Origin of the sequence: Nocardia sp. NBC_00511 (assembly GCF_045161165.1) — a bacterium.
In the GTDB taxonomy this organism is placed as follows: Bacteria; Actinomycetota; Actinomycetes; order Mycobacteriales; family Mycobacteriaceae; genus Nocardia.
Genome location: NZ_CP107849.1, coordinates 1,730,328 through 1,755,909 on the forward strand (window position 1 = coordinate 1,730,328; position 25,582 = coordinate 1,755,909).

General features: G+C 68.7%; 27 protein-coding genes. 12 read left to right on the forward strand and 15 right to left on the reverse strand.

The window, feature by feature from the left end; all coding sequences use genetic code 11:
* A complete protein-coding gene (gene tal, locus OG300_RS08260) occupies positions 1 to 1,131 on the reverse strand; it encodes a transaldolase (protein WP_405493792.1) in 1,131 nt (376 codons plus the stop codon).
* A gap of 5 nt (positions 1,132 to 1,136) precedes the next feature.
* Positions 1,137 to 3,278, reverse strand: coding sequence for a transketolase (tkt, locus tag OG300_RS08265; RefSeq protein ID WP_405493794.1), 2,142 nt, complete (start codon positions 3,276 to 3,278; stop codon positions 1,137 to 1,139).
* A gap of 334 nt (positions 3,279 to 3,612) precedes the next feature.
* Here tkt and OG300_RS08270 point away from each other — a divergent pair, with 334 nt between their 5' ends.
* Positions 3,613 to 4,605 carry a heme o synthase gene (locus OG300_RS08270; protein ID WP_405493796.1) on the forward strand — a complete coding sequence of 331 codons (993 nt, stop codon included), beginning with the start codon at positions 3,613 to 3,615 and terminating at the stop codon, positions 4,603 to 4,605.
* Between the two features lie 66 nt (positions 4,606 to 4,671).
* Here the strand turns inward: OG300_RS08270 and OG300_RS08275 are convergent, their stop codons facing one another.
* The 3 genes from OG300_RS08275 to OG300_RS08285 all read right to left on the reverse strand — a co-directional run bounded on the left by OG300_RS08275 (position 4,672) and on the right by OG300_RS08285 (position 8,677).
* Complete coding sequence (locus OG300_RS08275) at positions 4,672 to 5,547, reverse strand: alpha/beta fold hydrolase (protein ID WP_405493798.1); 876 nt, start codon at positions 5,545 to 5,547, stop codon at positions 4,672 to 4,674.
* 58 nt (positions 5,548 to 5,605) lie between these two features.
* On the reverse strand, positions 5,606 to 7,039 hold the full coding sequence (locus OG300_RS08280) for a hypothetical protein (RefSeq protein WP_405493800.1): 1,434 nt from the start codon (positions 7,037 to 7,039) through the stop codon (positions 5,606 to 5,608).
* 195 nt (positions 7,040 to 7,234) lie between these two features.
* Positions 7,235 to 8,677, reverse strand: coding sequence for an FAD-dependent monooxygenase (locus tag OG300_RS08285; RefSeq protein ID WP_405493802.1), 1,443 nt, complete (start codon positions 8,675 to 8,677; stop codon positions 7,235 to 7,237).
* Positions 8,678 to 8,757: 80 nt separating this feature from the next.
* Between OG300_RS08285 and OG300_RS08290 the strand changes: the two genes are divergently transcribed.
* Positions 8,758 to 9,369: a TetR/AcrR family transcriptional regulator gene (locus tag OG300_RS08290; protein ID WP_405493804.1), complete on the forward strand. Its 612-nt coding sequence runs from the start codon at positions 8,758 to 8,760 to the stop codon at positions 9,367 to 9,369.
* Positions 9,370 to 9,381: 12 nt separating this feature from the next.
* Here the strand turns inward: OG300_RS08290 and OG300_RS08295 are convergent, their stop codons facing one another.
* Positions 9,382 to 10,347 (reverse strand): quinone oxidoreductase family protein, encoded by a 966-nt coding sequence (locus tag OG300_RS08295; RefSeq protein ID WP_405493806.1) that lies wholly within the window; start codon positions 10,345 to 10,347, stop codon positions 9,382 to 9,384.
* Positions 10,348 to 10,432: 85 nt separating this feature from the next.
* Here OG300_RS08295 and OG300_RS08300 point away from each other — a divergent pair, with 85 nt between their 5' ends.
* Entirely contained in the window at positions 10,433 to 10,783 is a 351-nt protein-coding gene (locus OG300_RS08300) for a hypothetical protein (protein WP_405493808.1), read from the forward strand.
* Between the two features lie 39 nt (positions 10,784 to 10,822).
* Positions 10,823 to 11,536 (forward strand): GntR family transcriptional regulator, encoded by a 714-nt coding sequence (locus OG300_RS08305; RefSeq protein ID WP_405493810.1) that lies wholly within the window; start codon positions 10,823 to 10,825, stop codon positions 11,534 to 11,536.
* Between the two features lie 101 nt (positions 11,537 to 11,637).
* Here OG300_RS08305 and OG300_RS08310 read toward each other — a convergent pair whose 3' ends face one another.
* Complete coding sequence (locus OG300_RS08310; RefSeq protein ID WP_405493812.1) at positions 11,638 to 12,087, reverse strand: PTS glucose transporter subunit IIA; 450 nt, start codon at positions 12,085 to 12,087, stop codon at positions 11,638 to 11,640.
* Between the two features lie 5 nt (positions 12,088 to 12,092).
* Positions 12,093 to 12,323: a glucose PTS transporter subunit EIIB gene (locus OG300_RS08315; protein WP_405493814.1), complete on the reverse strand. Its 231-nt coding sequence runs from the start codon at positions 12,321 to 12,323 to the stop codon at positions 12,093 to 12,095.
* A 112-nt stretch (positions 12,324 to 12,435) separates the two neighbouring features.
* Here OG300_RS08315 and OG300_RS08320 point away from each other — a divergent pair, with 112 nt between their 5' ends.
* From OG300_RS08320 to nagB, 5 genes are read left to right on the forward strand one after another with little or no spacing between them, the layout of a single operon-like run.
* Positions 12,436 to 13,665: a PTS transporter subunit EIIC gene (locus tag OG300_RS08320; protein WP_405493816.1), complete on the forward strand. Its 1,230-nt coding sequence runs from the start codon at positions 12,436 to 12,438 to the stop codon at positions 13,663 to 13,665.
* On the forward strand, positions 13,662 to 13,925 hold the full coding sequence (locus OG300_RS08325; RefSeq protein WP_405493818.1) for an HPr family phosphocarrier protein: 264 nt from the start codon (positions 13,662 to 13,664) through the stop codon (positions 13,923 to 13,925). The genes OG300_RS08320 and OG300_RS08325 overlap by 4 nt, the downstream gene beginning before the upstream one ends.
* On the forward strand, positions 13,915 to 15,570 hold the full coding sequence (gene ptsP / locus OG300_RS08330) for a phosphoenolpyruvate--protein phosphotransferase (protein WP_405493820.1): 1,656 nt from the start codon (positions 13,915 to 13,917) through the stop codon (positions 15,568 to 15,570). Before OG300_RS08325 ends, ptsP begins: the two co-directional genes overlap by 11 nt.
* Positions 15,567 to 16,733 carry an N-acetylglucosamine-6-phosphate deacetylase gene (locus OG300_RS08335; protein WP_405493822.1) on the forward strand — a complete coding sequence of 389 codons (1,167 nt, stop codon included), beginning with the start codon at positions 15,567 to 15,569 and terminating at the stop codon, positions 16,731 to 16,733. The genes ptsP and OG300_RS08335 overlap by 4 nt, the downstream gene beginning before the upstream one ends.
* On the forward strand, positions 16,721 to 17,503 hold the full coding sequence (gene nagB, locus OG300_RS08340; protein WP_405493824.1) for a glucosamine-6-phosphate deaminase: 783 nt from the start codon (positions 16,721 to 16,723) through the stop codon (positions 17,501 to 17,503). Before OG300_RS08335 ends, nagB begins: the two co-directional genes overlap by 13 nt.
* An 18-nt stretch (positions 17,504 to 17,521) precedes the next feature.
* On the opposite strand, the gene OG300_RS08345 is transcribed toward nagB, so the two are convergent.
* The 3 genes from OG300_RS08345 to OG300_RS08355 all read right to left on the reverse strand — a co-directional run bounded on the left by OG300_RS08345 (position 17,522) and on the right by OG300_RS08355 (position 19,945).
* Positions 17,522 to 17,914 carry a limonene-1,2-epoxide hydrolase family protein gene (locus OG300_RS08345; protein ID WP_405493826.1) on the reverse strand — a complete coding sequence of 131 codons (393 nt, stop codon included), beginning with the start codon at positions 17,912 to 17,914 and terminating at the stop codon, positions 17,522 to 17,524.
* Between the two features lie 129 nt (positions 17,915 to 18,043).
* Complete coding sequence (locus tag OG300_RS08350; protein WP_405498504.1) at positions 18,044 to 19,150, reverse strand: ATP-grasp domain-containing protein; 1,107 nt, start codon at positions 19,148 to 19,150, stop codon at positions 18,044 to 18,046.
* Between the two features lie 204 nt (positions 19,151 to 19,354).
* Positions 19,355 to 19,945: a TetR/AcrR family transcriptional regulator gene (locus OG300_RS08355; RefSeq protein WP_405493828.1), complete on the reverse strand. Its 591-nt coding sequence runs from the start codon at positions 19,943 to 19,945 to the stop codon at positions 19,355 to 19,357.
* 71 nt (positions 19,946 to 20,016) lie between these two features.
* Between OG300_RS08355 and OG300_RS08360 the strand changes: the two genes are divergently transcribed.
* Positions 20,017 to 20,847 (forward strand): class I SAM-dependent methyltransferase, encoded by an 831-nt coding sequence (locus OG300_RS08360; protein ID WP_405493830.1) that lies wholly within the window; start codon positions 20,017 to 20,019, stop codon positions 20,845 to 20,847.
* 9 nt (positions 20,848 to 20,856) lie between these two features.
* On the opposite strand, the gene OG300_RS08365 is transcribed toward OG300_RS08360, so the two are convergent.
* Both OG300_RS08365 and OG300_RS08370 read right to left on the reverse strand, forming a co-directional pair.
* Positions 20,857 to 21,144, reverse strand: a complete 288-nt coding sequence (locus OG300_RS08365; protein ID WP_405493832.1) for a Scr1 family TA system antitoxin-like transcriptional regulator — start codon at positions 21,142 to 21,144, stop codon at positions 20,857 to 20,859.
* Between the two features lie 55 nt (positions 21,145 to 21,199).
* Complete coding sequence (locus tag OG300_RS08370; RefSeq protein WP_405493834.1) at positions 21,200 to 22,108, reverse strand: sigma-70 family RNA polymerase sigma factor; 909 nt, start codon at positions 22,106 to 22,108, stop codon at positions 21,200 to 21,202.
* A gap of 173 nt (positions 22,109 to 22,281) precedes the next feature.
* Here OG300_RS08370 and OG300_RS08375 point away from each other — a divergent pair, with 173 nt between their 5' ends.
* Positions 22,282 to 22,836, forward strand: a complete 555-nt coding sequence (locus tag OG300_RS08375; RefSeq protein WP_405493836.1) for a cupin domain-containing protein — start codon at positions 22,282 to 22,284, stop codon at positions 22,834 to 22,836.
* 7 nt (positions 22,837 to 22,843) lie between these two features.
* On the forward strand, positions 22,844 to 23,716 hold the full coding sequence (locus OG300_RS08380) for a class I SAM-dependent methyltransferase (RefSeq protein WP_405493838.1): 873 nt from the start codon (positions 22,844 to 22,846) through the stop codon (positions 23,714 to 23,716).
* A gap of 4 nt (positions 23,717 to 23,720) precedes the next feature.
* Here the strand turns inward: OG300_RS08380 and OG300_RS08385 are convergent, their stop codons facing one another.
* The gene (locus OG300_RS08385; protein WP_405493840.1) at positions 23,721 to 24,695 is read right to left on the reverse strand and encodes a COX15/CtaA family protein; all 975 of its coding nucleotides are present in this window, start codon (positions 24,693 to 24,695) and stop codon (positions 23,721 to 23,723) included.
* 111 nt (positions 24,696 to 24,806) lie between these two features.
* Complete coding sequence (locus tag OG300_RS08390; RefSeq protein ID WP_405498505.1) at positions 24,807 to 25,577, reverse strand: ABC transporter permease; 771 nt, start codon at positions 25,575 to 25,577, stop codon at positions 24,807 to 24,809.
* Between the last annotated feature and the right edge of the window lie 5 nt (positions 25,578 to 25,582).

Genomic DNA, 25,582 nt, shown 5'->3' on the forward strand with positions numbered 1-25,582 from the left:
TCAGTTGCCTCCCGCCACCCGAAGCTGTTCGGTGGTGGCGTCGAGCAACTCCTGCCAGGAGGCGACGAACTTGTCGACGCCTTCGGTCTCGAGCACCTCGAACACCTCGGTCAGATCGACTCCGGCGGCGGCGACCGCGTCGAAGACCTGCTGCGCGGCCGCACCGGTGCCCGAGAGGGTGTCACCGGTGAGCTGGCCGTGATCGGCGAACGCCTCGAGGGTCTTCTCCGGCAGCGTGTTGACCGTGTTCGGACCGGTCAGCTCGGTGATGTACATGGTGTCGGAGTACTCGGGGTTCTTCACCCCGGTCGACGCCCACAGCGGCCGCTGGCGGTTGCCGCCCGCCGACGCCAGCTTGGTGTAGACATCGGTGTGCTTGCCGCCGTCGAACACATCCTGGTAGGCGGCATAGGCCAAGCGCGCGTTGGCGATTCCCGACTGACCGCGCAGCGCGAGGGCCTCATCGGTGCCGATCGCCTCGAGCCGCTTGTCGATCTCGGTGTCCACGCGGGAGACGAAGAACGAAGCGACGGAATGGATCTTGGCGATGTCGTGCCCGGCGGTGGTGGCATTGCGCAGACCGTCGAGGTAGGCGCCCATCACCGACACGTAGCGCTGCACCGAGAAGATCAGCGTCACGTTCACGCTGATGCCCTCGGAGATCACCCGGGTGATCGCGGGCAGACCGGCCTCGGTGGCCGGAATCTTGATCAGCAGGTTCGGGCGGTCCACGATCTTCCACAGCTCGATGGCCTGGGCCACCGTGCCGTCGGTGTCGAAGGCCAGCCGCGGGTCGACCTCGATCGAAACCCGGCCGTCCACACCCTTGCTGGCCGCGAACACGTCCGCGAACACATCGCAGGCGTTGCGGACATCATCGGTGGTGATGGTGCGGATCGCGGAGTCCACGTCCGCGCCGCGGGCGGCGAGCTCGGAGACCTGCTCGTCGTAGGAGTGCCCCTTGGACAGGGCGCCCTGGAAGATGGTCGGGTTGGTGGTGACACCGACGACGTTGCGAGTATCGATCAGGTCCTTCAGATTTCCGGACTTGATGCGGTCGCGCGACAGGTCGTCCAGCCACACCGAAACCCCGGCGGCAGACAGAGCCGCGGTGTTCGCGTTCTGGGTCATGAAAACTATCCCTTCACCTTGGCAAGCGAGCGGGTGGCAGCGGCGACGACAGCGTCGGTCGTGATGCCGAACTCACGGAACAGCGTCTTGAAATCGGCCGAGGCGCCGAAATGCTCGATGGACACGTTCTCACCGTTGTCGCCGGTGAACCGGTGCCACGGCATCGCGATGCCCGCCTCCACCGTGACCCGGGCCCGCACCGACGGCGGCAGGACCTCGTCGCGGTAGGACTGCTCCTGCGCGTCGAACCACTCCACACACGGCATGGACACCACCCGGGTGCCGATGCCCTGTGCCTCGAGCGTAGCGCGCGCGTCCACGGCCAGCTGCAGTTCCGAACCGGTGGCGATCAGGATTACCTGCGGTGTGCCGGTGGAGGATTCGGCCAGGATGTAGCCGCCCTTGCGGACACCCTCGTAGCTGGTGCCCTCCTGGACCGGCAGGTCCTGACGGGTCAGCGCGAGCGCGGACGGACCGTCCTGATGCGGGGCGTCGGAGACCAGGAAGTGCGAACTGCGCTCGGCGCTGTCGCGTTCCAGGATGGTGCGCCACGCGTAGGTGGTCTCGTTGGCGTCGCCGGGACGGATCACGTTGAGGCCCGGGATCGCGCGCAGCGCGGCGAGGTGCTCGATCGGCTGATGCGTCGGGCCGTCCTCGCCCAGGCCGATGGAGTCGTGGGTCCACACGTAGGTGACCGGGGTGCGCATGAGCGCGCCCAGGCGCACGGCCGGGCGCATGTAGTCGGAGAACACCAGGAAGGTGCCGCCGTAGGGGCGGGTCGGGCCGTGCAGGGCGATGCCGTTGAGGATCGAGCCCATGGCGTGCTCGCGGACACCGAAGTGCAGAGTGCGGCCGTACGGGTTGGCCTTCCACGCGCTGGTGGAGATGTCCTCGGGACCGAAGGACGCCGCACCCGGCATGGTGGTGTTGTTGGACTCCGCGAGGTCGGCCGAGCCGCCCCACAGCTCCGGCAGCACCGGGGCCAGCGCCGCGAGCACCTGACCGGACGCCTTACGGGTGGCCATCGCCTTACCGGCCTCGTGCACCGGCAGCGTGTCGGTCCAGCCCTGCGGCAGCGCGCGGGTCTGCAGACGGTCGAACAGCGCCTTGTTGTCCGGGTTGGCGGCGGCCCAGGCGTCGAACTGCTCCTGCCAGACGGCCCGCGCGGCCTTGGCGCGGTCGGCGGCATTGCCACGCGAATGCGCCAGCACCGCACCGTCCACGTCGAAGCTCTTGTCCGGGTCGAAGCCCAGGATCTTCTTGGTGGCCGCGACCTCGTCCTTGCCCAGGGCCGCGCCGTGCGCGCCACCGGTGTTCATCTTGGTCGGGGCCGGGTAACCGATGATGGTGCGCAGCAGGATGATCGACGGCTTGTCGGTCACGGCCTGCGCGGCGGCGACGGCGGCCTCGATGGCCGTCACGTTCTCGCCACCCTCGACGGTCTGCACGTGCCAGCCGTAGGCGGCGTAGCGCGCGGCCACGTCCTCGGTGAAGGCGATGCGGGTGTCGTCCTCGATGGAGATCTTGTTGTCGTCGTAGAACAGGATCAGGTTGCCCAGCTGCTGGGTGCCCGCCAGCGAGGACGCCTCGGAGGTGACGCCCTCCTCCATGTCACCGTCGGAGGCGATCACGTAGATGAAGTGGTCGAACGCCGAATCACCCTGTGCCGCCGCGGGATCGAACAGACCGCGCTCGCGCCGCGCGGCCATCGCCATGCCGACCGCGGAGGCCAGGCCCTGGCCCAGCGGACCGGTGGTGATCTCGACGTGGTCGGTGTGGCGGTATTCCGGGTGGCCCGGGGTCAGCGCGCCCCAGGTGCGCAGCGCCTCCAGATCGGCCAGTTCCAGACCCATGCCCGCCAGGTACAGCTGCACGTAGAGGGTCAGGCTGGAGTGACCGCACGACAGCACGAAACGGTCGCGACCGACCCACTGCGGATCGGTCGGGTCGTGCCGCATGACGCGCTGAAACAGCGTGTACGCCAACGGGGCAAGGCTCATCGCGGTGCCGGGGTGGCCGTTGCCGACCTTCTGCACCGCATCGGCGGCGAGGATCCGGGCCGTGTCGACGGCCCTCGTATCCAGGTCGGTCCAGTCGGTGGGGTGGTTCGGCTGAGTGAGCGCGCGGATGTCGTCTGTGACTGACACGACCGAGGTTCTCCTGACCTGTTCGTCAACGATGCGGTTGTGGGCGGCGGCTGGTTCGCTGCGGTGGATCCGATGCGCCGTGCGCCAAATCCGAGGCAGTGCGGCACACCAGGTACCAACCACCCTAAAGGTCGGCGTTTCGCTGCCGAGCGGGAACCCGCAATCACCGGCCGTCGCGACCCTGGTTCGTGGCCTCGCACGGACCGCTTCGTGACTACCCGGTGTACGCGTCGCGAACCGGTCTCACCACGCGCCGGGGGTACACCTGGTCGGGAGCACGGTCGGCGTGGGTCTACCATGCTCTGTAGTAGTGGCCGCGGTGCGAGGAGAAACAGTGGGGATTGGGCAACAGCCGGGTGGCGCTCACGGCTCCTCCGGGACGGTGCTCGCTGACCGTGTGACCGGAACCGGCCCGCTGTCGGCGGCCGTGCGGCGGGTACTCGCCTACATCGCGCTCACCAAGCCGCGTGTGATCGAGTTGTTGCTCGTCGCAACGATTCCCACCATGCTGCTGGCGCATCGCGGGCACGTCGACATCCGGCTCATCCTGGTGACGCTGTTCGGCGGCTGGATGGGTGCGGCGAGCGCGAACACGCTCAACTGCGTGGCCGACGCCGATATCGACAAGGTGATGAAGCGGACCTCCAAGCGTCCGCTGGCACGCGAGGCGGTGCCGACGCGCAACGCCTTCGTCTTCGGCGTCACCCTCGGTGTCGCGTCCTTCGCGTGGCTGTGGTGGCAGGCCAACCTGCTCTCCGGCGCGCTGGTGGTGGCGACCATCCTGTTCTACGTTTTCGTCTACACCCTCGGCCTCAAGCGCCGCACCTCCCAGAACGTGGTGTGGGGTGGCGCGGCGGGCTGCATGCCCGCCCTGGTCGGCTGGTCGGCGGCGACCGGCACCATCGCGTGGCCCGCGATCGTGCTGTTCCTGGTCATCTTCTTCTGGACGCCGCCGCACACCTGGGCGCTGGCCATGCGCTACAAGGAGGACTACAAGGCCGCGGGCGTCCCGATGCTCCCGGTGGTGGCCACCGAGCAGGTCGTGACCAAGCAGATCGTCATCTACACCTGGCTGACCGTGCTGGCCACCATGGCCCTGGTTCCCGCCGCGGGCGCGATCTACGCCGCGGTCGCGCTGGTCGCCGGTGCCTGGTTCCTGCTGATGGCGCACCAGCTGTATTCCGGTGTCCGCAAGGGCGAATCGGTCAAGCCGCTGCGACTGTTCCTGCAGTCCAACAACTATCTGGCCGTCGTGTTCTGCGGCCTGGCCGTGGACTCGGTGCTGGGCTGGCACACCCTGGGCCACATCCTCTTCGGCTGGGTCTGAGCCGTACCTCTTTATCGATGAGACCGCCGCCGGGGTGAAAACCCCGGCGGCGGTTCTCGTTGCGGGCTACTCGCCGCCGTCGAGCACTTCGCGCAGGCGCACGGCGAACTCGTCCGGCTTGCCCGCGTAACCGTTGTCGCCACCGACGAATCCGCCGTGGTGGCTGGGGAATTCGGTGGCCTGTTCCGCACCGAGCAGCTGGGCGGCGGCCTCGGCGGCGCGGCCGGTGATCAGGTTCGCGGACTCCTCGCCGACCGCGATCAACACCCGGGTGGGCGCGGCGCGCAGGGCGTCGAAATCGGGGCGGAAGCTGGTGACCGACCACGACAGTTCCGACAGCAGCGGGTCGTCGCGGCGGCCGTCGTCGCCGGGCGGCATGCCGAACATGGCCGGATCGGCGGCGGGCTGGGCGAAGTAGGCGTCGGTGAGTTCGCCCGGCCAGGAGGTGAAGGCGATGAACTGGGCCATGCCCGCGCCGGACCCGTTGGCCTGATAGGCGTCTCGAATGCCGGCGCGAGCGCGTTCGGCGGCGGCCTCGTCGGGCAGCACCGCGAACAGCGGAGGCTCGTGCGCCACCAGGGTTTTCACGTCCTCGGGGTAGGCGGCGACCAGGGCCAGCGCGGTCACCGCGCCGCCGCTGCTGGCGAACATGTCGACCGGTCCGTCGCCGAGCGCGGCGATCAGCGCGTGCACATCCTCGGCCTGCACCTGCGGCTTGTTCTCGGCGCTGCCGTCCTTGCGGACGCTGCGGCCGAGGCCGCGCGGGTCATAGGTGACCACGGTGCGCTCGGGCAGCAGCGAGGCCAGGGTGGCGAAGCCCGCGGCGGTCATTGGCTGTCCGATCATGAACAGCGGCGGACGGCCGTCGGCGGTCGGCAACGGGCCGTACACGTCGTAGGCGATGTCGGCCTGCGGAGTCTGCAGTGTGTGCGAAGTCGTCATGCCACTGAAGACGGAGGCCACCACCGGAATTCATCGGCGATGTCCGATTTGTTGGAAATTAGTTGCAGGGCATCAGCGGGAAGCAGGCCGGAGCCACCGTGGTCGGGGCGATGGTGGGGTCGGTGGTGCGGCTCGCGCTCGGAGTGGCGACGCTGCTGGTCTGCTGCTGGACCGTGCCCGGCTTGCTCGGTGTGCGGGTGCTGTGGCTGGTGCAGGCGATCGCGACCACCAGGATGATCGCCAGCATGATGAGCCCGCCGATGATCGGCAGATCGCGACGGCGACGCGGATTGCGGGCGGCCCGGCCGGGCCGCCCGCCGGACTGCCGCTCCGACCACAGCGGAAAGCCCGGGCCCGGTTGGGAAGCCGAGGCCGCCTGGCGCGGATCGGGGCCGGTCGCCCCGGCGTAGCCCACCGGCAAGGGCGCGGTGCGCGGATCGGGCTGCTGCGGGCGCTGGGGTTGCCCGCCCGGAGGTTGCCCGCCCGGACGGAAACCCGCCGGCTGGGGTTGCGGCTGCGGCTGCCCGCCCTGCCGGGCGGCGACGGGCTGCGGTTGACCACCCGGCGGTTGCTGCTGCCCCGGCCAGCTGGCTGGCTGCGGTGTCGGCGAGGGCGGATTCCCGCGCCCGGATTCCTGTTTCGCCTCATCCGGCGCGGTGACCGATCGGTAGGCGGCGGCCGCGGCCGCCGCGCTGGTCGCCCCGGCCATGGCGGCGATGCCCGTCTTGCGTCCGGTGTCGTGCGATTCCTGGTGGGCCACAGGGTGTTCGCCCGGTCCGGAACCGGCGGCGGTTTGTTCGGGTGGGGGAGCGGCGGCGGGGACCGGCACCGACGGCACCACCACGGTGGGCGCGGCCGACATCGGCAGCGGCGAGTTCCGTGCCGATTCCGGGACCGGGAAGCCCTCGGTCACCAGATCGGAATAGGTTGCGGCGGCGGCGAATCCGAGCGCGCCGAGCGCCTGCCCGACCTGCGCCGCATCCCACGAGGGTGCCGCGCCCTCGGCGATGGTGGTGAAGTAGGAGCGCAGCGAGGACGGCCCATCGCCGATGAGCACGTCGATTCCCGCTGGGAGCGAGCCCTTTTCCAGTTTCACCCGGCTGCCGAGCTGCGGCACCAGCAGCACCAGTCCGCTGACGGGCACGTGCTCACGTCCGGGAGCCGAACGCAGCTGCCCCGCCAGGTCGACGGTCTGACGGCGCACTCGCTCGAGCGGATCGGCGTCGCCGTCGATGGGCGCGGGTTTGCCGTCGACGGTCCAGGGTTCGTCCTGTGCGCAGTTCAGGGTGCCGGTGACCCGTTCGGTGAACCCGTGCACGCCGACCACCACGCAGGTCTGCGGCGTCCACACCACCACGTCGGCGTCCTGACACTGCACGATCGCGATCCCGGGCACCGCGTGCGGACCGCTCCACGATTTGAGCCAGTTCACCACCGTGCGTTCGGTGCTCGACAGCCGCGACGGGTCGTCATTGCGGACCTTCACCAACATCCCAGACCACCTCTGACCGATGCTTCTACCTGCCGGCCGCCCGAACCGTCGCCGCGACCACCTTACGTGGCCGCGGTGACATCGCGTGGCCGAAAATGTTCGGTCGGGGCGAATCGTCTTGCGCGGCAGCAAGATCATTCTGCACGTTCGACGCCGTTGTCGTGCAGCCGGAGTCCTACTCGCGGGTTCGGCAGGTCAATTCCGGATGAATCCGACATACCCATCCGGTCGGATCAGAATCCGTGTGCCCTCGGTGGCGTGGTAGGCGCGGCGGGCATGCGCGTCGGCGTCGACGAGTTCGGCACCCGCGGCCGTCGATCCGGGCGCGAGCAGTCGAACGACCCTGGTGTCCGCCGGAATCGGGTCCTCGGCCGGGGCGTCTCCGAACAGCAGCAGGGTCGCGTGCGGGCCGCGGAACACGTCGAACAACCGGACCGGTTTGTCGTTGGAGTCCACCAGGGGCGCGTCGGGCGCGCGATCCCCGGCCGCGAACTCCGCCGCCGCGTCCGTCGCGCGGTAGCTGATATCGAGCTGGTGGGTGCCCTCGCGGTCCATGGCGTCGGGGTCGCCCTTCACGGTCCGGTCGAGCAGCTCGGTGCTCAAACCCAGCACGCGCGCGGCGACCGTGCGGCGCTCGGATTCGTAGCTGTCCAGCAGCGCCTCGCTGTCGGCAGCCGGATCACGCAGTGCCGCAGCCAGTTTCCAGCCCAGATTGTGCGCGTCCTGAACACCGGTGTTGAGCCCCTGTCCGCCGGTCGGCGGATGCACGTGCGCGGCGTCCCCGGCCAGCAACACCCGCCCGTCCCGATACCGCTGCGCCAGGCGGATATTGGGCCGCCACACCGTCGACCAGGTGAGATCGCTGAGCACGATGTCGTCGCGGCGCGAGAGCCGGGTGATGTACTCCTGCAACACCTCCAGGCTCGCCTCGGCCTCGCCGGACAGCGGTGCCGCGAACTGGTACTTGCGTCCGCCGGGCAGCGGCATCAGCGCGAGCCCCTCCATCGGCCGGTCGGGTTCGGCGAACCAGTAGCCCAGGTCGTGGTCGAGGATGTCGGCGCGCACGTCGCCCAGCAGCATGCGGATGGATTCGTCGGTGCTGCCCTGGAATTCGATGCCGAGGGTCTTGCGCACCAGGCTGCGCCCGCCGTCCGCGCCGACCAGGTAGTCGACCCGCAGGCTCTCGCTGCGCCCGTCGTGCTCGAGGACCGCGGTGACGCCCGCGTCGTCGGCGGTGAATTCGGCCAGCGCGGTGGACAATTCGACCCGGACGCCGAATTCGGCCAGTCGCTCGCGTAGTACGCGTTCGGTGTCGGCCTGGCCGAGTACCCACGGATTCGGATGCGGCACCTCGGGTGTGGGCTCGCGCCATTCGCTCATGCGGCGTTGCATCGCGAATTCTCCGCTGATGAACACCTGTAGCGGGGCCTGCGGCTGTCCCTGCGCCAGCACGGCGTCCAGCACGCCGAGATCGTCGAACACCTCGAGGGTGCGGGGCTGGATGCCGTCGCCGCGCGATCCGGCGAAGTACTCCTCGGCCTTGTCGACGATGCGGACACCGACACCGCGACGCGCCAGCTCGATGGCGAGGGTCAAGCCGGTGGGACCGGCTCCCGCGATGAGGACCTGCGGGTTCATGGTGACTCCAACTCTGAATAGTGATTCACTGAATGTGGATTCAGTATTTAGGGTGGTAACTTCCGCTGTCAAGGAGGTGTGTGGAAGTGGCTGGACGCCGCAGTGAGAGATCGGCCGAAACCGAACAGGCGCTCAAGGACGCCGCCCGGCGACTGTTCGCCGAACGCGGCTACCTGAACATCAAGATCACCGATATCACCGCTGCCGCCGGACGGGCCGCGGGCTCGTTCTACAACCACTTCGCCAGCAAGGAAGAACTGCTCCAGGCGCTGCTCAAAGACGTTGGCGCGGACGGTGATGTGTCCGCGGGGGCGGCCGAGCACAAGGCGGACTTCACCGATCCGGAGGCGGTGCGCTACCACGTCGCGAACTACTGGCACTTCGCCCGTCGCAACTGGCCGGTGATGCGGGCGGTCTACCAGGCGGGCCTGGTCAACGACGAATTCGCCCGTGTCGCAGCGCAATGGGGTGCCGAGCAGCGCGAGGAGGTCGCCGACCACCTCGACGGCTTCGCTCCGGCCGGACTGCGCCTGCCCGGGGCCCCCGATGTCAGCCTGGCGATGACCTTCCAGATGATCTGGGGCCTACTGCAGGTCGTGCAGGAGGGCGGGCTGAGCCTCGCCGACGACGAGGCCATCGACTCGCTCACCCGCTTCGCCTATCGCGGCCTCACCGGCCGCGACCTCCCGTAATCGACGAAAACCTCAGGGCACCAGCACGATCGAGCCGGTGGTCTTGCGGGCTTCCAGATCGCGGTGTGCCTGCTCGGCCTGCGCGAGCGGATAACTGCCGCCGATCCGGAAGTGCAGCGTGCCATCGGAAATGGCCCGCATGATATCGCCTGCGCGCCAGGTCAATTCGGCGCGGTCGCGAACGTAGTGCGCCAGCGTCGGCCGGGTCACGAACAACGAGCCCGCCGGATTGAGCCGCTGCAGATCGAACGGCGGAACCGGCCCGCTGGCCGCGCCGTAGAGCGCGATGGTCCCGCGCACCCGCACCGCGGCCAGGCTGGCCTCGAAGGTGGTCTTGCCGACCCCGTCGTAGGCGGCCGCCACGCCCACCCCGCCGGTGAGTTCGCGCACCCGCCCGGCGATGTCGTCCTCGTAGCGCAGCACCTCGGCGGCGCCGGCGTCGCGGGAGAGCTTCTCCTTGTCATCGGTCGACACGGTGGTGATCACCCGCACGCCGCGCGCGGAGAGCAGTTGGGTCAGCAGCAGTCCGACGCCGCCCGCGCCCGCGTGCACCAGCACCGCGTCGTCGGGTGTCGGCTTGAACACCGATTCGATCAGATAGTGCGCCGTCATCCCCTGCAGCAGCGCCGAGGCGGCGACCGGCGCGGGCACCCCGTCCGGCACCGGAATCGCCACGGCCGCAGGCACAACCACCAGTTCGGCGTAGCTGGCGGGCGCGGTCGCCCACGCCACCCGATCGCCCACCGCGAACTCGGTGACCTCGGCGCCGACCGCGGTGACCACGCCGGAGCCCTCGCCGCCCGGAATGTAGGGCACCGGGCCGGGATACATCCCGGTGCGGATGTAGGTGTCGATGAAGTTGACCCCGATGGCCTCGGTGCGGACCAGCAGCTGCCCCGGTCCGGCCTGTGGGTCCGCCACCTCCGCGGACCGCAGGACCTCGGGACCGCCGTGCTCGGAAACCTCAATGGCGCGCATGATCCCCAGTCTTACACCCGCCCTCGGGATGCGACGTGATCGACGGCTCGTGGACTCCGTCTTACTCGTGGGTAAACTGCTGGGCATGAGCGCTACCGCCGCCCCGGCATCCGAGAAGCTGTCGCCGTCCGTCGTGGATTCCGTGAAGGGTTTCCTGGCCGCGCACGGTGGTTCCGCCACCGCGGTGCTGCAGCCCATCGGCCGCATCGGTGTCCGGGTCACCCTCGTCGGCGAGGACGGCGTGCTCGGTGACCGCGTCGTCGCCGATCTGGCCACCGCCAAGGAGCTCGTCGCCACCGTCGACGGCCTGTCGGAGACCGAGGAGTGGGACCGCGAGCTGATCTCGAAGGTCACCCCGGCCAAGGGCCACTGGGCCAAGATGGCAGGCTGGGTCGCACATCAGAAGCGATTCCCCAAGGCGCGCAACGAGAAGTGACCGTTTCCGCTGCCGTGGGGGCGGAAAGGAACGGCTGACGTGTCAGGGCGTGTGACCAAGCAGGCGCAGCTCCGTTCGGCGCTCACCACGCTGTGCGCGAATCTGCGGCCGGGGGAGATGCTGCCCAGCGAACGCCAGCTCTGCGACGACTATCGGGTCAGTCGCATGACGGTGCGGGAAGTGCTGGGGCAGCTCGAATCCGAGGGCGTGATCACCCGTATTCCGGGCAAGGGCACTTTCGTGGCCGAGCGGGTCGCCCGTTCGCGACTGCACATGGCGTCGTTCTCCGACGATATGCGCCGCCTGGGCCGTACCCCGGGCACCGTGGTGCTGCACACCGATCACGCCGTGCCGCCGCCCGCGTCGGCGACCGCACTCGGGTTGCCCGCCAACGAGAAGGCGATCCATCTGGTCCGCCTGCGGCTGGCCGACGGGCTGCCGATGTCGATCGACGACGGCTGGTATCGCGCCGATCTGCTGCCCGGGCTGCTCGATCACGATCTGACGACCTCGCTGTACGCGCTGCTGTCACGCGAATTCGACTGCCCCATCGACCGTGCCGAGCAGAGCGTGCGCGCGGTGGCCGCCGACGAGCGGCACGCGGGCTGGCTGGGCACCGAAACCGGTTCGCCGCTACTGGCTTTCGATCGCATCTCGTATTCGCGGGACCGGCCGATCGAGCACGCCGAATCCTGGTATCGCGCCGACCGCTACCAGGTCTACATGACCGTCTCGGCCGAGGGCAACGCCTAGCCGGGGTAACGCGCAGCGCCGCAACCCTTTCCGCGATCGAGCCGCCGCCCGGATTCCGGGCGGCGGCTCGATTCGTTCGGCACGCGGCCGATCGCGTTGTCTCACACGGAGAACAGCACCGCACCGGTGGTGACCGGCCCGCTGGCGGCGTCGCGCGCCGATCCGGGTGCGCTGTCCATGACCACGACGGGCACGGTGGCGCTGAGGCCCAGGCGGCGAACGGCATTGGGGGAGAAGGTGATCAGCGGATCGCCGACCGCGACGCGGTCGCCCTCGGCGGCCTGCACCTCGAACAGTTCGGCCTTGCCGACGGTGTCGATGCCGACGTGCAGCAGTACGCCGGTGCCGTCGTCGGTGACGATGACGGCGGCGTGCGGATGCAGTTTGACGATGGCCCCGGCGACCGGTGCGACCACCGTGGTGGGGTCATCGGTGTCGGGGGGTTCGATGGCCACGCCGGCCCCGACCATCTCGGCCGAGAAGACCGGGTCGGGCACCTCGGACATGGGGATGGCGCGGCCGTCGAGCGGGGCGAGGATCTGGGTGCTCACGGCGATCAGAGCAGATCGTTGATGTCTTCGGCGAGGGCGTCGGCGGTCGGCCCGACGACGACCTGAACCGCGTTACCCGCCTTGACAACACCGTGCGCACCGGCGGCCTTGAGGGCCTTGTCGTCGACCTTGCTCGCATCCTTGACCTCGGTGCGCAACCTGGTGATACAGCCTTCGACCTCGACAATGTTGTCGATGCCACCCAGGCCCGCGACGATTTGATCAACTTTCGACATGTTTCCTCCGTGCGTGTCGAGTAGACAAAGCTGGTTATAACCAGTATAGATCTGGTTATAACCAGTCACCATACCTGTGCGTGACGCCATTCACAGACCGAGGACCAACGCTATGGCCGATGCTGTCGAGAGCTCTCGCAAGAAGCTCGATCTATCCGGACTGCAAAAGCTCGGCCGCAGCTTGATGCTGCCGATCGCCACGCTACCCGCCGCTGGACTGTTGCTCCGACTAGGACAGGCCGACATGCTCGGCCGCTGGACGGCCACCAAAACCGTCGCCGACGTCATCGGCGGCGCGGGCGGCGCACTCATCGACAACCTCCCGCTGCTGTTCGCGGTGGGCATCGCCATCGGCTGGGCCAAGAAGGCCGACGGCTCCACCGCGCTGGCCGCCGTTGTCGGCTACCTCGCGCTGGGTGGTGTCTTCAAGGCCATGTCCCCGGTCGTGCTGGCGGGCAAGGTGGACGCCAAAGGTGCTCCCGCGCTGGTGAACTTCGGTGTCCTGGGCGGCATCGTGATGGGTCTGACCGCCGCCATCCTGTGGCAGCGCTACCACCGCGTCCAGCTGCCCGACTACCTCGGCTTCTTCTCCGGCCGCCGCCTGATCCCGATCCTGACCGCCGTCGCGGCGGTGTTCATCGGCGTGATCATGTCGTTCATCTACCCGGCCTTCAACTCCGGGCTGACCTGGCTGGGCAATACGGTCGCCGACAACGCGGTCGCCGGTGGCGGCATCTTCGGTTTCGTGAACCGGCTGCTGTTGCCGCTGGGTCTGCACCACATCCTGAACTCGGTGGTGTGGTTCATCATCGGTGACTACGACGGCAAGCACGGCGACATCTCCCGCTTCCTGGCCGGTGACCCCTCGGCCGGCACCTTCATGACCGGCTTCTTCCCGATCATGATGTTCGGCCTGCCCGCTGCGGCCCTTGCCATCTGGCGCAACGCCAAGCCGTCGCAGAAGAAGCTGGTCGGCGGGATCATGCTCTCGGCGGGCCTGACCGCGTTCGTCACCGGAATCACCGAGCCGCTGGAGTTCTCGTTCATCTTCGTGGCCTGGCCGCTGCTGCTGATCCACGCCGTCTTCACCGGTTCGGCGCTGGCGCTGACCAATGCGCTCGGCATCCATGACGGTTTCACCTTCTCCGCCGGCGCCATCGACTACCTGTTGAACTTCGGTAAGGCGCAACATCCGCTGTGGCTGATCCCGATCGGGCTCGGTTACGCGGCCCTCTACTACTTCACGTTCAGCTTCATCATCAAGCGCTGGAACCTGGCGACACCCGGCCGGGAGCCCGACGACGACGAGAACGACATCGAGAAGGAGAACATCGCAGCATGATCACTCGCACCGCCGTAGTTGCGTCCAAGACCGGTCTGCACGCCCGCCCCGCGGCCCTGTTCGCCAAGGCCGCCGGGGAAGCCGGTGTGCCCGTGCAGATCTCGGTGGACGGCAAGGATCCGATCGCCGCCAACAGCCTGCTGCAGGTGATGACACTGGGCGCCAAGCAGGGCGACACCGTCACCCTGCACGCCGAGGACGGGGCGGAGGCGGCCCTCGACAAGCTGGTCGCCATGCTGGAGACCGATCTTGACGCGTGAGGTGCGCGGTATCGCCGCCGCTCCCGGGGTGGTCGCCGGTCCGGTGAAGTGGCTGGCGTCCGCACCGGTCACCAGCCCGGACGACGCCCCCGGCAGCGATGTCGACGCCGAGATCGCCCGTGCGCAAACCGCTTTCGAGACCGTCGCGGCCCGCTATTCCGAGCAGGCCCTGAACGTCACCGGTCCGGCCGCCGACATCCTGTTCATGACCTCGGCGCTGGCCGCCGATCCGGCACTGCTGGATCAGGTGCGGGCCGGGATCCGGGCGGGCCAGCCCACCGCGCATTCGGTGACCGAGGCCGTCGCGCATTTCGGTGCGCAGCTCTCGGCGCTGGGCGGCATGATGGCCGAACGGGTTTCCGACCTGCGTGACGTCGGCCAGCGGGTGGTGGCCGAGCTGCTGGGCGTGGATCCGCCGGGAATCCCGGACAGCGCAACACCTTTCATCCTGCTCGCGCACGATCTCGCCCCGGCCGATACGGCGACGCTGGATCCGCAGCGCGTGGTGGGCCTGCTCACCGTCGCGGGCGGACCGACCTCGCACACCGCGATCCTGGCCAAGGCCCTCGGAATTCCGGCCGTGGTCGCCTGCCCGGACGCGGTGTCCATCGCCGAGGACACCGAGGTCGTGCTCGACGGCACCACGGGCACAGTCGAATTGGAGCCGTCGGCGGCGCGTCGCGAGGAAGTGGCTGCCGCCCGGGCGCGAGAGTCGGACGCGCCGACCGGTCCAGGCCGCACCGCCGACGGGCACGCGGTCCCGCTGCTGGCCAATGTCGGCAGCGCCGCGGACGCCAAGCTGGCGGTGCGGCTCGGCGCGGAGGGCGTCGGCCTGTTCCGCACCGAATTCCTGTTCCTGGACCGTCAATCCGCGCCCACGGTCGACGAGCAGACGACGCAGTACGCCGAGATCTTCGAGGTCATGGGAGATCGCCCGGTCACCGTCCGCACCCTCGATGCCGGTTCGGACAAGCCGCTTCCCTTCCTGCATCTGCCGGAGGAAGAGAATCCCGCACTGGGCGTGCGCGGACTGCGGTTGAGCAGCGTCGATGAGGGGGCGCTGCTCGACCAGTTGACCGCCATCGCGGCCGCCGGCCGCGCGGCGGGCACACCCGTCAAGGTGATGGCCCCGATGGTCGCCACCGCGGAGGAGGCGAGCTACTTCACCACCAAGGCGGCCGAGGCGGGCCTGGACGCGCGCGGGGTGATGATCGAGATCCCCGCCGCCGCACTGCGTTCGGAGTACCTGGCCGCCGAGGTGGACTTCTTCTCCATCGGCACCAACGACCTCTCGCAGTACCTGTTCGGCGCGGACCGCATGTCCTCGACGCTGGCCGGGTTGCAGAATCCGTGGCAGCCGGGCCTGGCCGCGGCCATCGCGCTGGTGGTGGCCGGAGCCGAGGCGCACGACGTGAAGGTCGGGGTGTGCGGGGAGTCGGCGTCCAATCCCGAATTCGCCTGTGTGCTGGTCGGTCTCGGGGTCGAGACGCTGTCGATGGCCCCGCGCTCGCTGGCGGGCGTGCGGGCTCGGCTCGCCGAGGTGACCCACGACCAGTGCAAGGCGGCGGCCGCCGCGGTGCTGGCCGCCCGGACCGCCGACGACGCGTTGGCCGCCGCCCGGACCGCATTGGGGCGCGCGGGGTGAGTACCACCCTGCGCGGGCGGGTCGTCACCCTCACCGAGGTCGGCGAACTCGCCGACGGCGTGGTGTCCTTCGACGGTCCGCGACTCGACTATGTCGGCCCGGCAACCGGTTTCGGCGGCGAGCTGCCGGAACCGCCGGATTCGCCGCCGGTGATCCTGCCCGGACTCATCGACGTGCACTGTCACGGCGGCGGCGGGTACGGCTTCCCGGAAACCGATGTCGCCGGGGCGGTGACGGCCGCGAACTTCCATCGCGGCCGTGGCACCACCACGCTGATCGCCTCCCTGGTCTCGGCGACGGAATCCGAACTGCGGGAACGCATCGACATCCTCGGCAAGATCGTCGATGTCGGGCTGCTGGCCGGAATCCACCTCGAGGGGCCGTTCATCAGCCCGCACCGCCGCGGTGCGCACGATCCCGACCGGATCCTGGCCGGGGACGCCGAACTGCTCGAGCGGCTCGTCGATCACGGTGGCGGGCGCATCGTGTCGGTGACCATCGCCCCGGAGACCGCGCACTTCGATGCGTTGGCGCAGGTGCTGGCCGACGCGAATGTGATTCTCTCGCTGGGACATACGGTCGCCGACTACGACGCCTCGGTGCACGCCGTGCGCCTGGGCAGGCGGGTGTCGATCACCCACCTGTTCAATGCCATGCCCGAGCTCGCGCATCGTGACGCCAACTTCCTGACCGCCGCCATGGCCGCCGCCGGACGCGGCGACGTGGTCGCGGAGGTGATCGGCGACGGCGTGCACCTGGCCGACGGCACCGTGCGCATGGTCTTCGACACCATCGGCGCGGATAACCTGGCACTGATCACCGACTCGATGGCCGCTGCTGGACAGCCCGACGGGCGCTACCAGCTCGGTAGCCTGGATGTCGTGGTCAAGGACGGTATTTCGCGCCTCTACGATCCGAACGGTGAGGGCGCCATCGCCGGTGGCACCGCGACCGCCTCGGATGTGCTGCGCCGCACCGTGTTCCACGCGGGTGTCGACCTCACCGATGCCGCCACGGCGGCGTGTGCCACCCCGGCGCGGCTGCTCGGCATGGCCGACGAGATCGGTTCCCTGCATCCCGGGATGCGCGCCGATGTCCTGGTCACCGACCCGAACCTGAACCCTGTCACCGTGTACAAGAACGGAGCCCGATGGAACTCGTGATCACCGATACCGCGGCCGAGGCCGGAGTGCTGGCCGGTCGCATCATGGCCGACCATGTGCGCCGCGGCGCGCGGGCGATCGGATTGGCCACGGGCTCTTCACCGTTGGGCGCGTACCGGGAGCTGATCCGCCAGTATCGGGAGGAGGGTCTGAGCTTCGCCGGGGTGCAGGCGTTCCTGCTCGACGAGTACATCGGGCTGCCGCCGGGTCACCCGCAGTCCTACCGGCAGTTCATTCGCGACGAGTTCACCTCGCACGTCGACTTCGAGGACGCGGCCGTGCACAGTCCCGACGGCAATGCCGCCGACATTCCGGCCGCCGCCGCCGATTACGAGCACGGCATCGCCGCGAACGGACCCGTCGCGGTGCAGATCCTCGGTATCGGCGCGAACGGGCACATCGGGTTCAACGAGCCCGGTTCGTCGCTGGCCTCACGCACCCGCGTCAAGACGTTGACGCCCAAGACCCGGGAGGACAACGCCCGCTTCTTCGACGACGATCTCGCGCAGGTGCCGACCCACGTCCTCACCCAGGGGCTGGGCACCATCGGTGATGCCGGGCACCTGCTGATGATCGCCACCGGTGAGGGCAAGGCCGAGGCCGTCGCCGCCGCCGTGGAGGGCCCGCTGTCGGCGTTCTGCCCCGCGTCGATCCTGCAACTGCACCCGCATGCGACCGTGATCGTCGATCCGGCCGCCGCGGCGAACCTGAAGGCCGTCGACTATTACCGTTTCGCGGTGGCCAACAAGCCCGCCTGGCAGAGCTTCTGAGTTTCGGGTCGCCGAGTCTCAGGCCTCCTGCTGCAGGGCGTTGAACGGGGCCATGTCGAAGTAGTCGCGCCAGGCGGCGATCCGTCCGTCGCGCACCTCGAACACGCCGGTCACCGGGAGCTCGATCTGCTTGTCGCCCAGGCTGAATCGATCCGTGCGCTCGTTGAGCACGATGTTCCCGGTGACAGCCTGATGGTGCACGGTGAACTCGATGCCGCCGAACGCGCCGATGAACCCGCGCAGGAACTCCAGGATGGCGGGCTTGCCGATGAACGGCTCCATCGGCACATTGTGGTAGATGGCGTCGTCGGTGAAGAACTCGGCGATGGATTCCGGTGTGCCGGTGAGCCATTCGGCGCACAGCGCGGTGACGACGTCGGCGGGGGCGAGGACGGTGGGGTCGATGCTCACGGCGGTGGGAGACCTTTCGTTCGGCGAATCCTGCGTGCAGACGCCAAAATTCCGCCCCGCCGCGGCGGTGTCAAGTCTCGTCTCAGGGTGAGACGAAACCGCGCTGTTGTCACACCCGCCAGTGTCGGGTCACACCGCCCAGGCCTGCGGTTCCATCGTCGCTACCGCCGGTAGCGTCGGCAGCGGGAGCGGTTCCGGGACAACGGGGTTCGGGTCGACCTCCATGACGGCTTCGGCCACCGCGAGATGGACACCGAGCCGGGGCGGACGGGTCAGGCCCGAATCGCCGTGCAGCAGCACCCGCACCGCGGCCCACGGCAGGTTGATGCCCGCGAACGCGGTGTGGAACAGCCCCGCCGAGGGCCGGGGGTTGATCTCGAGCAGTACCGGCTCGTCCTTGTACTGGCGCAGTTGGATATTCGTCAGATAGGACAGCTCGAAATGCTGAACCAGGTGCCGCGCCAGCGATTCCAGGTCGGGGGAGTCCACCAGGGTGCGGAAGCGCCCGTCCTTGGCGCGCGGAACGCAGGTCAGCAGCACGCCGCCCGGTGCCGACAGGCAGTCGATGCTGATCTCCGGGTCGTCGAGGAACGGCATCACCAGCAGTTCGGGAACCTTCTCGCCCGCCTCCGCCGCCTGCCGCATGGCATTGGCGACCGCGTCGACGGACACCAGCGGTTCCGGGGCCGCCAGCAGGCTCGCCATGGTCAGCGGTCCGTCGTCGAGGATGCGGAAGCCGAAGGCCGAATACTCGCCGCTGGGTTTGATGCACAGTCTCGGATCCGTCATCGAGAGTTCCTCGACGGCCGCCCGCAACCCTTCGGCGTCGGAGACCGCCCGCCACGGTGGCACGGGAATGCCTGCGGCCGCGGCGGATTCGTAGGTCCGCACCTTGTTGGTCAGCACCTCCACCGACGGCAGCGGTGAGCACATGAGCCGGGTCCCGATCGCGGCGAAGTCCGCGGCCCGTCCCGCGAGCGCGTCCAGCCGCCGCGGCGGGATCAGCACATCGATGTGGTGCTTGGCACAGAAGTCCAGCGCGAACTGCGCGTACGCGTCGTTGCCGACATAGCGGGGCTCCACCGCGGCCACATCGGCCGCCGACAGGGCTGCCGCGCCCGGATCCACATTGCTGGCGTAGACGGTGACGTCGTGCCCATCAGGATTGTCCCGCAGCAACCGCATCACCTGAACAGTCGCGGCCCCGGCGCTGCTCAGCCAAATTCGAAGCGTTATAGCAACGCTCCTCTCTCAATACATGCGGCCGAACGGTGCTAACCCTGGCGCGTTCTCAATGGTGCGCGGAGCGTAGCCCGGCTCGATGACGTGCACGTTTCGACTGGAAAGACCACCGGTTTCGCTGTCGCCCACCGATATTCACCCAGGCTAACGCCAGTACTGGGCGATATGTCCGAACTTTCCTGTGAGGTCGGGTAACGATCAGGCCGTCAACGCCCCTGTGATGACGGTGAGCACCACCCGCCGCACCGCCTCGGGTTCGGGCCGGGCGGCCGTGCGATCGGCGAACAGCAGGTGGGCGGCCCCGATCAAAGTCGGTGCGAGCGTGTCGATGTCGGCGGCGGCGCTGAGTCGGCCGGTTTCGCGCTCGGCGCTGAGGTAGGCCGCGACAACCGTCGAGGCCTCGGCGAGCATCGGAACGCCACCGGGACGGCGCGCCCGCAACCGGGTCTGCAGATCATCGCGGAAGGTGATCAGGCTGACGATCGCCACCGCCACGGTCTCGAACACCGTGGTGAGCGCCTCACTGAGATTCTCGGCCACCGTAGCGCTGCCCGCCGCCTCGAGCAGTGCCACCCCCCGAGCCTCGATCCGCAGAATCCGATCCTCCACCAACTCCGCCAGAAACCCGTCGAAATCACTGAAATGCCGATGCAGCACCCCCTTGGCAACCCCCGCCTCCCCGGTCACCGCCCGACTGGTCAACCCACTCGGCCCCTCCCGCAACAGAATCCGCTCAGCCGCGTCGAACAACTGCGTCCGCGCATCCCGAATCGCAACCCCGGTGGGCACCCACACACTCCGTTCCGCCGATCGAACCCATTCCATTGCGAAGTGGGCAACCGCCCACTTAAAGTGGGCGCATGGTCACTCTACCGCCGGACCCGCCCGCCTCCACCGAACCGGCCCCGCATCTGCACCGGCAGATGGCCGAATCCTTCGGTGTGAACGCCGAACGCTACGACCGCACGCGCCAGCCCTACCCCGCAGACCTGATCACCCGGGTCCTCGCCAACGCGCCCGGCGCTGAGGTCCTCGACGTCGGCTGCGGAACCGGCATCGCCGCCCGCCAGTTCCGAGCCGCAGGCGCAACGGTCCTCGGCGTCGAACCCGACGCCCGCATGGCCGAGTTCGCCAGAAGCACCGGAATAGCCGTGGAGCCCGGCACTTTCGAAGACTGGGACCCCCGCGACCGCCAATTCGACGCGATCATCGCCGCCACGTCGTGGCACTGGGTCGACCCCGTCGCCGGTGCCGCCAAAGCCCGCCACCTCCTGCGCCCGAACGGCCGCATCGCCCTGTTCTGGCACATCGCCCAACCACCCCCATCAGTGAACGACGCCTTCACCGCCGCCTGCCGCGAGGTGATCCCCGACCAGCCCATCCCCAACCAGCCCAGCCGCGACATCTACCGCCCGATCCTGGCCAAACCAGCCGAAAGCCTCCGCGCCGCAGGAGGTTTCACCGCCCCCGAAGAATGGCTCTTCGATTGGGAACGCACCTACACCCGAGAAGAATGGCTCGACCAAGTCCCCACGCAGGGCATCTTCACCCGCCTCGACCCGCAAACCCTCTCCCGCATCCTCGACCCCCTCGGCGCAGCCATCGACGCCCTCGGCGGCACCTTCACCATGACCTACACGACCGCCGCCGTAACCGCGGTGCGTGACACCACGGAACCCGAACAGCCCTGAGCCGGAAGGCTATTCCGACCACACTTCGATCGCCTTCCGAATCAGCGCCCGCGATTCGTCTCCGGTGACAGCCTGATTCGCCAACGCATCGAACGTGCGCCCGTAGAGCGCGATCTCGCGCGGTTGGGTCACCGTCATCTCCGCCGCGATCGTCTCGACCATGACCATGCGGTCGTCGAACATGATGAAGTTCGACACCGGCGCTCGGTACCTGGCGCGGGCCGCAACGATACCGAGGGTGATCCTGGGCATCGTCGCGATGGCGAGCAGCCGATCGAGCTGTCCGAGCATCAACACAGGATCTGTTGCCGCTCCATGCGTTTCGAAACACCTCCTCCCGCTGTGGGTGGGGTCAGTGAATCCGAGTGAGCTTGTTCGGGTTGGTTACCGAGTAGACGGCCTCGATCTGGTCTCCGGCTGGAGTGGGGTCGATGACTACCGCGGCGAGGGGGCTGTCTTCGGTGAAGATGAGGACGCAGGGGTCTTCGGCGACTCGGCGGTAGTGGATTGCTACGTGGCGGTTGGACAGTTGGGTGGCGATCGCCATGAAGATCGCGGCTACCGCGGTGCGGCCGTGGACGGGGGCGAGGCTTTGGGCGGGGCCCAGGCCGCCGCTGTCGGTGAGCAGCGTGACGTCTGGTGCGAGGAGTTCCAGGAGGGTGGGGAGGTCGCCGCGCAGGGTTGCCTCGGCCAGGCGTTCGGCCAGGCCGGCGGGGATCGGGTCGGTGTGGCGGACGGGGCGGCGGGCGTCGAGGTGTTTGCGGGCGCGGCTGGCGAGTTGACGGATGGAGGTGGGGGAGCGGTCGAGCATTTCGGCGATTTCGGGGTGGGGGAAGCCGAATACGTCGTGCAGCACGAAAACCGCGCGTTCGACGGGGGAGAGGGTTTCGAGCAGGACCAGGACTGCCGTGGAGAGGGATTGCTTGCGTTCGAGTGGCCCGGTCACCGAGTCTTCTTCGGTGATCAAGGGCTCGGGAAGCCATGGGCCGACGTAGGTTTCGCGGCGGCGGCCGATTTCCGTCCGGCGGGACAGTGCCTGGTTGGCGGTGAGTCGGACCAGGTAGGCGCGGGGGTTGTCGATCGGGGCGGCGGTGGGGTCGCGGTGGCGGCCCGCCCAGGCCAGCCACGCCTCCTGTAGGACGTCCTCGGTGTCGGTGACCGTGCCCAGCATGTTGTAGCCGACGGCGAACAGCAGTTCGCGGTACTCCAGGAATTGCGCGGTGACCTCGTCGGTCGCGGTTCGCGGTGGCGGTGTCGTCATCTGTGGCCTCCTCGGCTGTCGCCGCCGTAGAGGGTCGGTGGCGCGGAAGTGTGACAGGTTCGGCGAAATATGTTCCCTGTCACAAGAACTCGTGCCGCTGTCACTCGCGGGCTCGGGTCGGGCTCTGTGGTGTTCGGCCGGGGAAACGCTCCGGCCGCCCAGGAGGCCACATCATGACCGTATCCAATCCCAGTGCCGTGCATGCCGACTCCGGCCGGGCACTGTTCATTCGCCACGACGAGGCCGAGCAGCTCGATCGCCTCGGGGTGCGGCTGTACGCCGACCATGACACGACCGGGGGCGCGTTGAGCGCCAATCGCGCGACGCTGCCTGCCGGAACCGACGGGCCGCCGCCGCACTTTCACGCCACCTCAGCCGAACTGTTCTTCCTGCTCGACGGCACGTTGCAGGTGCTCGCAGGCGAAGAGGTCGTCATCATGGGCGCGGGTGACTTCCTGCTGGTGCCTCCGGGCATGGTGCACGCCTGGGCCGCACCGGCGACCGCGCCCGCGGACGTACTGATCGTGTTCACCCCGGGCATCGAACGATTCGAGTACTTCCGTCTCGGCGAACGGTTCATTCGAGGTGAAGCGAGCCTGGCGCAGATCCTGGAAACACAGGACCGATTCGACAATCACTTCGTGGAAAGCACGCTGTGGCAGCAGCACCGCGCGACGGCACGGGAGTGGGACCGGGCGGCGGGCAGGATTGCGCGACCGCGCCGATAATGGCTGCATGATCGATACCGAGGCGAGCAGGACCGCGGTGCTGGTGTGTCAGGGGCGGGCGGTTGCGAACGGGCGGTTGGGGGTGGGCCGGTTCTCGGACCCGCTCGCCGTCGAATTGCTGACGGCGGGGGAGCGGGAACTCGTGGATCGGGTGCGCGCGGGAGATATCCCGAAGGGCGTCGGTGCGCGGATCGAATACGAATTGCTTTCGGGGACGGCTGAATTGCTCGCCGCCCGGACGGCCGTCATCGATGACGCGGTGCGGGAGAGCGCCAACCCGCAGTTGGTGATTCTCGGGGCCGGGCTGGATTCCCGGGCTTGGCGCATGCCCGAACTCGCCGGGGTCACCGTCTACGAGGTGGATCATCCCGCGTCCCAGGCGCTCAAGCGGGAACGGCTGGGGGCGCGCACCACCGAGGCCGATCTGCATTTCGTGCCGGTCGACTTCGGCAAGGACACGCTGGGCGCGTCCCTCACCGCTGCCGGTCATGATGCGACGCGTCCCACCACCTGGATCTGGGAGGGCGTGGTGACCTATCTGACGCCCGCCGAGATCGCCGACACCGTCACCGAGGTGGCCAAGCGCAGTGCGCCCGGCAGCCGGTTGATCGTCACCTACACCACGCCGAACCTGGTGCACCGCTACGGCCGCCGGGCCATGGAGTTGCTGCTGTCGGTGACCGGTCGGGCGAATCCCATGGCGCGCGAACCTCAGCGGTCGTCGTGGACGCCGGAAGGGTTGGCCGCCTTGCTGACCGAACGAGGGCTCACTCCCACGAGCGATATCGACATGGTGGCCGCCGCCGCTGCCGCCGAAGTCGTGGGGAAGCGCGAAAGGTTCTTGGCCGCTGGTCGAATCGTGGTGGCGGACCGCGTCTGAAACCTCAGGCGGCCTGGGTGACCGGCTGAGGTTCGGTCACGTTCACCGTTTCGCGGGTTCGCATCGCGGCCCACAGCGCGGCGGTCGCGGCCGTGCAGGCCGCCGCACCGCCGACGTGCACGGCCACCAGTGCGGCGGGCACGTGCGTGAAGTACTGCACGATGCCGACCAGCGCCTGCGAGCACACCAGCGCGATCACCACGATCAACCTGGTACGGATCGTCTTGTTCATGCCGACCGCCGCGAGCCCGCACGCCAGCCCGACCAGCAGCGCCAGATACGCGACGAGCAGTTCGGCGTGCAGATGCACCAGCGTCACGATCTCGACTTGCAGTCGCGCGACCGGCTTTTCGACGCTCTTGTCACCCGCGTGCGGTCCCGCACCGGTGACCAGCGTGCCCGCGATGAGCGTCCCGGTCAGGGCCAGCCCGCTCAATCCGGTCAACAGCTGCAACGGTTTCGGAGCCTGCACCGTCTGCACACCGTCGTCGGGTTCGGCGACCTTGGTCCACAGCAGCGTCGCCAGCCACACCATCAGCATCGACACCAGCAGATGCACCGAGACCGTCCACCACAGCAGGCCGGTGCGCACAGTGATCCCGCCGATCACGGCCTGCAGCACGGTGCCGCCGGGCATCAGCCACGCGTAGATCTGGACTTCGCGTCGTCGCCGCGCCCGGGTCACCGCGAGCACGATCGCGGCGGCGGCGAGGGTCACCACGAAGGTCAGCATGCGGTTGCTGAACTCCACCAGCTGATGCACGACCGGCACCTCGGCGACGGCCGTCGGCACGAAGCTGCCGGGGAAGCATTGCGGCCAGGTCGGGCAGCCGAGCCCGGAGGAGGTGACGCGAACGACGGCCCCCGTGACCGAGATTCCGGCCTGGGACAGGACGACCAGGAAGGCGATCAGTCGCTGCACCCGAAGAGATGGCATCGGGAACAGATCGGCGAGTCGCTGGAAGGCGCGTGAGAGCACGCGTCGATGGTAGCGGTGGCCTATTCGGCCCTGTCACCGGCCCTACTACAACGTGTCGTTAAACACCGGGCGCAGGGCCGGGATTCGCGTTCGGCCGCCTCGGAAACCGCGTCAGTCGAACTTGAAGAACCGCGTCGCCAGCCATCCGGCCAGCCCGCCCCAGCCCGCGAGGACGGCGATCCCGTACCAGTCGACACTGTTGCGCATCGCCTGCTCCAGGCATTCCGACAGCGCACCGGAGGGAATGATCCGCGCGATCAGACTCACCGCGTGCGGCAGATCGTCGGACATGAACACCAGGCTCGCGGTCCCCAACATGACGAACCACAGGATGTTGGCAAGCGCCAGCACCACTTCCGCCTTGAGCGTCCCGCCCAGCAGCAGACCCAGCGCGGTGAACGCCGCGGTGCCCAGCGCGATCACCACCGCGCCCAGCAGCAGCCCGGTCAGCGTGGGCCGCCAGCCCAGCGCGAATCCGATGGCCCCCAGCAGAATCGACTGCAGCACCACCACGATCAGCACGGCCGCGCACTTGCCCGCCACGATGCCCCAGCGCGGCAGCGGCGTCGCCCCGAGCCGTTTCAAGGCCCCGTAGCGTCGATCGAATCCCACCGCGATGGCCTGCCCGGTGAACCCGGTGGACATGATCGCCACCATCATCACCGCGGGCACCACCCGATCCACCCGGTGGTCGCCGAGCCCGCTCACCGGCAGCAGCGTCAACCCGATCAGCAGCGTGATCGGAATGAACATGGTCAGCAGCAGCTGTTCCCCGTTGCGCAGCAACAGGATCAGCTCCATGCGCGTCTGCGCGGTCAGCATCTTGGCGCGCGTCGTGGGCTGTGGTGCGGGGGAGAAGGTCCCCGGCGCGAATCGGTTCATGGTCT

Bases quoted from the DNA above. Each gene is read 5' to 3' on its own strand.
- tal (WP_405493792.1), bottom strand. From the start codon at position 1,131: ATGACCCAGAACGCGAACACCGCGGCTCTGTCTGCCGCCGGGGTTTCG.
- OG300_RS08315 (WP_405493814.1), bottom strand. From the start codon at position 12,323: ATGTCGAAAGTTGATCAAATCGTCGCGGGCCTGGGTGGCATCGACAAC.
- OG300_RS08390 (WP_405498505.1), bottom strand. From the start codon at position 25,577: ATGAACCGATTCGCGCCGGGGACCTTCTCCCCCGCACCACAGCCCACG.
- OG300_RS08295 (WP_405493806.1), bottom strand. From the start codon at position 10,347: ATGCGCGCCATTGAGGTTTCCGAGCACGGCGGTCCCGAGGTCCTGCGG.
- nagB (WP_405493824.1), top strand. From the start codon at position 16,721: ATGGAACTCGTGATCACCGATACCGCGGCCGAGGCCGGAGTGCTGGCC.
- OG300_RS08375 (WP_405493836.1), top strand. From the start codon at position 22,282: ATGACCGTATCCAATCCCAGTGCCGTGCATGCCGACTCCGGCCGGGCA.
- OG300_RS08300 (WP_405493808.1), top strand. From the start codon at position 10,433: ATGAGCGCTACCGCCGCCCCGGCATCCGAGAAGCTGTCGCCGTCCGTC.
- OG300_RS08285 (WP_405493802.1), bottom strand. From the start codon at position 8,677: ATGAACCCGCAGGTCCTCATCGCGGGAGCCGGTCCCACCGGCTTGACC.
- OG300_RS08320 (WP_405493816.1), top strand. From the start codon at position 12,436: ATGGCCGATGCTGTCGAGAGCTCTCGCAAGAAGCTCGATCTATCCGGA.
- OG300_RS08275 (WP_405493798.1), bottom strand. From the start codon at position 5,547: ATGACGACTTCGCACACACTGCAGACTCCGCAGGCCGACATCGCCTAC.
- OG300_RS08325 (WP_405493818.1), top strand. From the start codon at position 13,662: ATGATCACTCGCACCGCCGTAGTTGCGTCCAAGACCGGTCTGCACGCC.
- OG300_RS08380 (WP_405493838.1), top strand. From the start codon at position 22,844: ATGATCGATACCGAGGCGAGCAGGACCGCGGTGCTGGTGTGTCAGGGG.
- OG300_RS08360 (WP_405493830.1), top strand. From the start codon at position 20,017: ATGGTCACTCTACCGCCGGACCCGCCCGCCTCCACCGAACCGGCCCCG.
- OG300_RS08370 (WP_405493834.1), bottom strand. From the start codon at position 22,108: ATGACGACACCGCCACCGCGAACCGCGACCGACGAGGTCACCGCGCAA.
- OG300_RS08280 (WP_405493800.1), bottom strand. From the start codon at position 7,039: ATGTTGGTGAAGGTCCGCAATGACGACCCGTCGCGGCTGTCGAGCACC.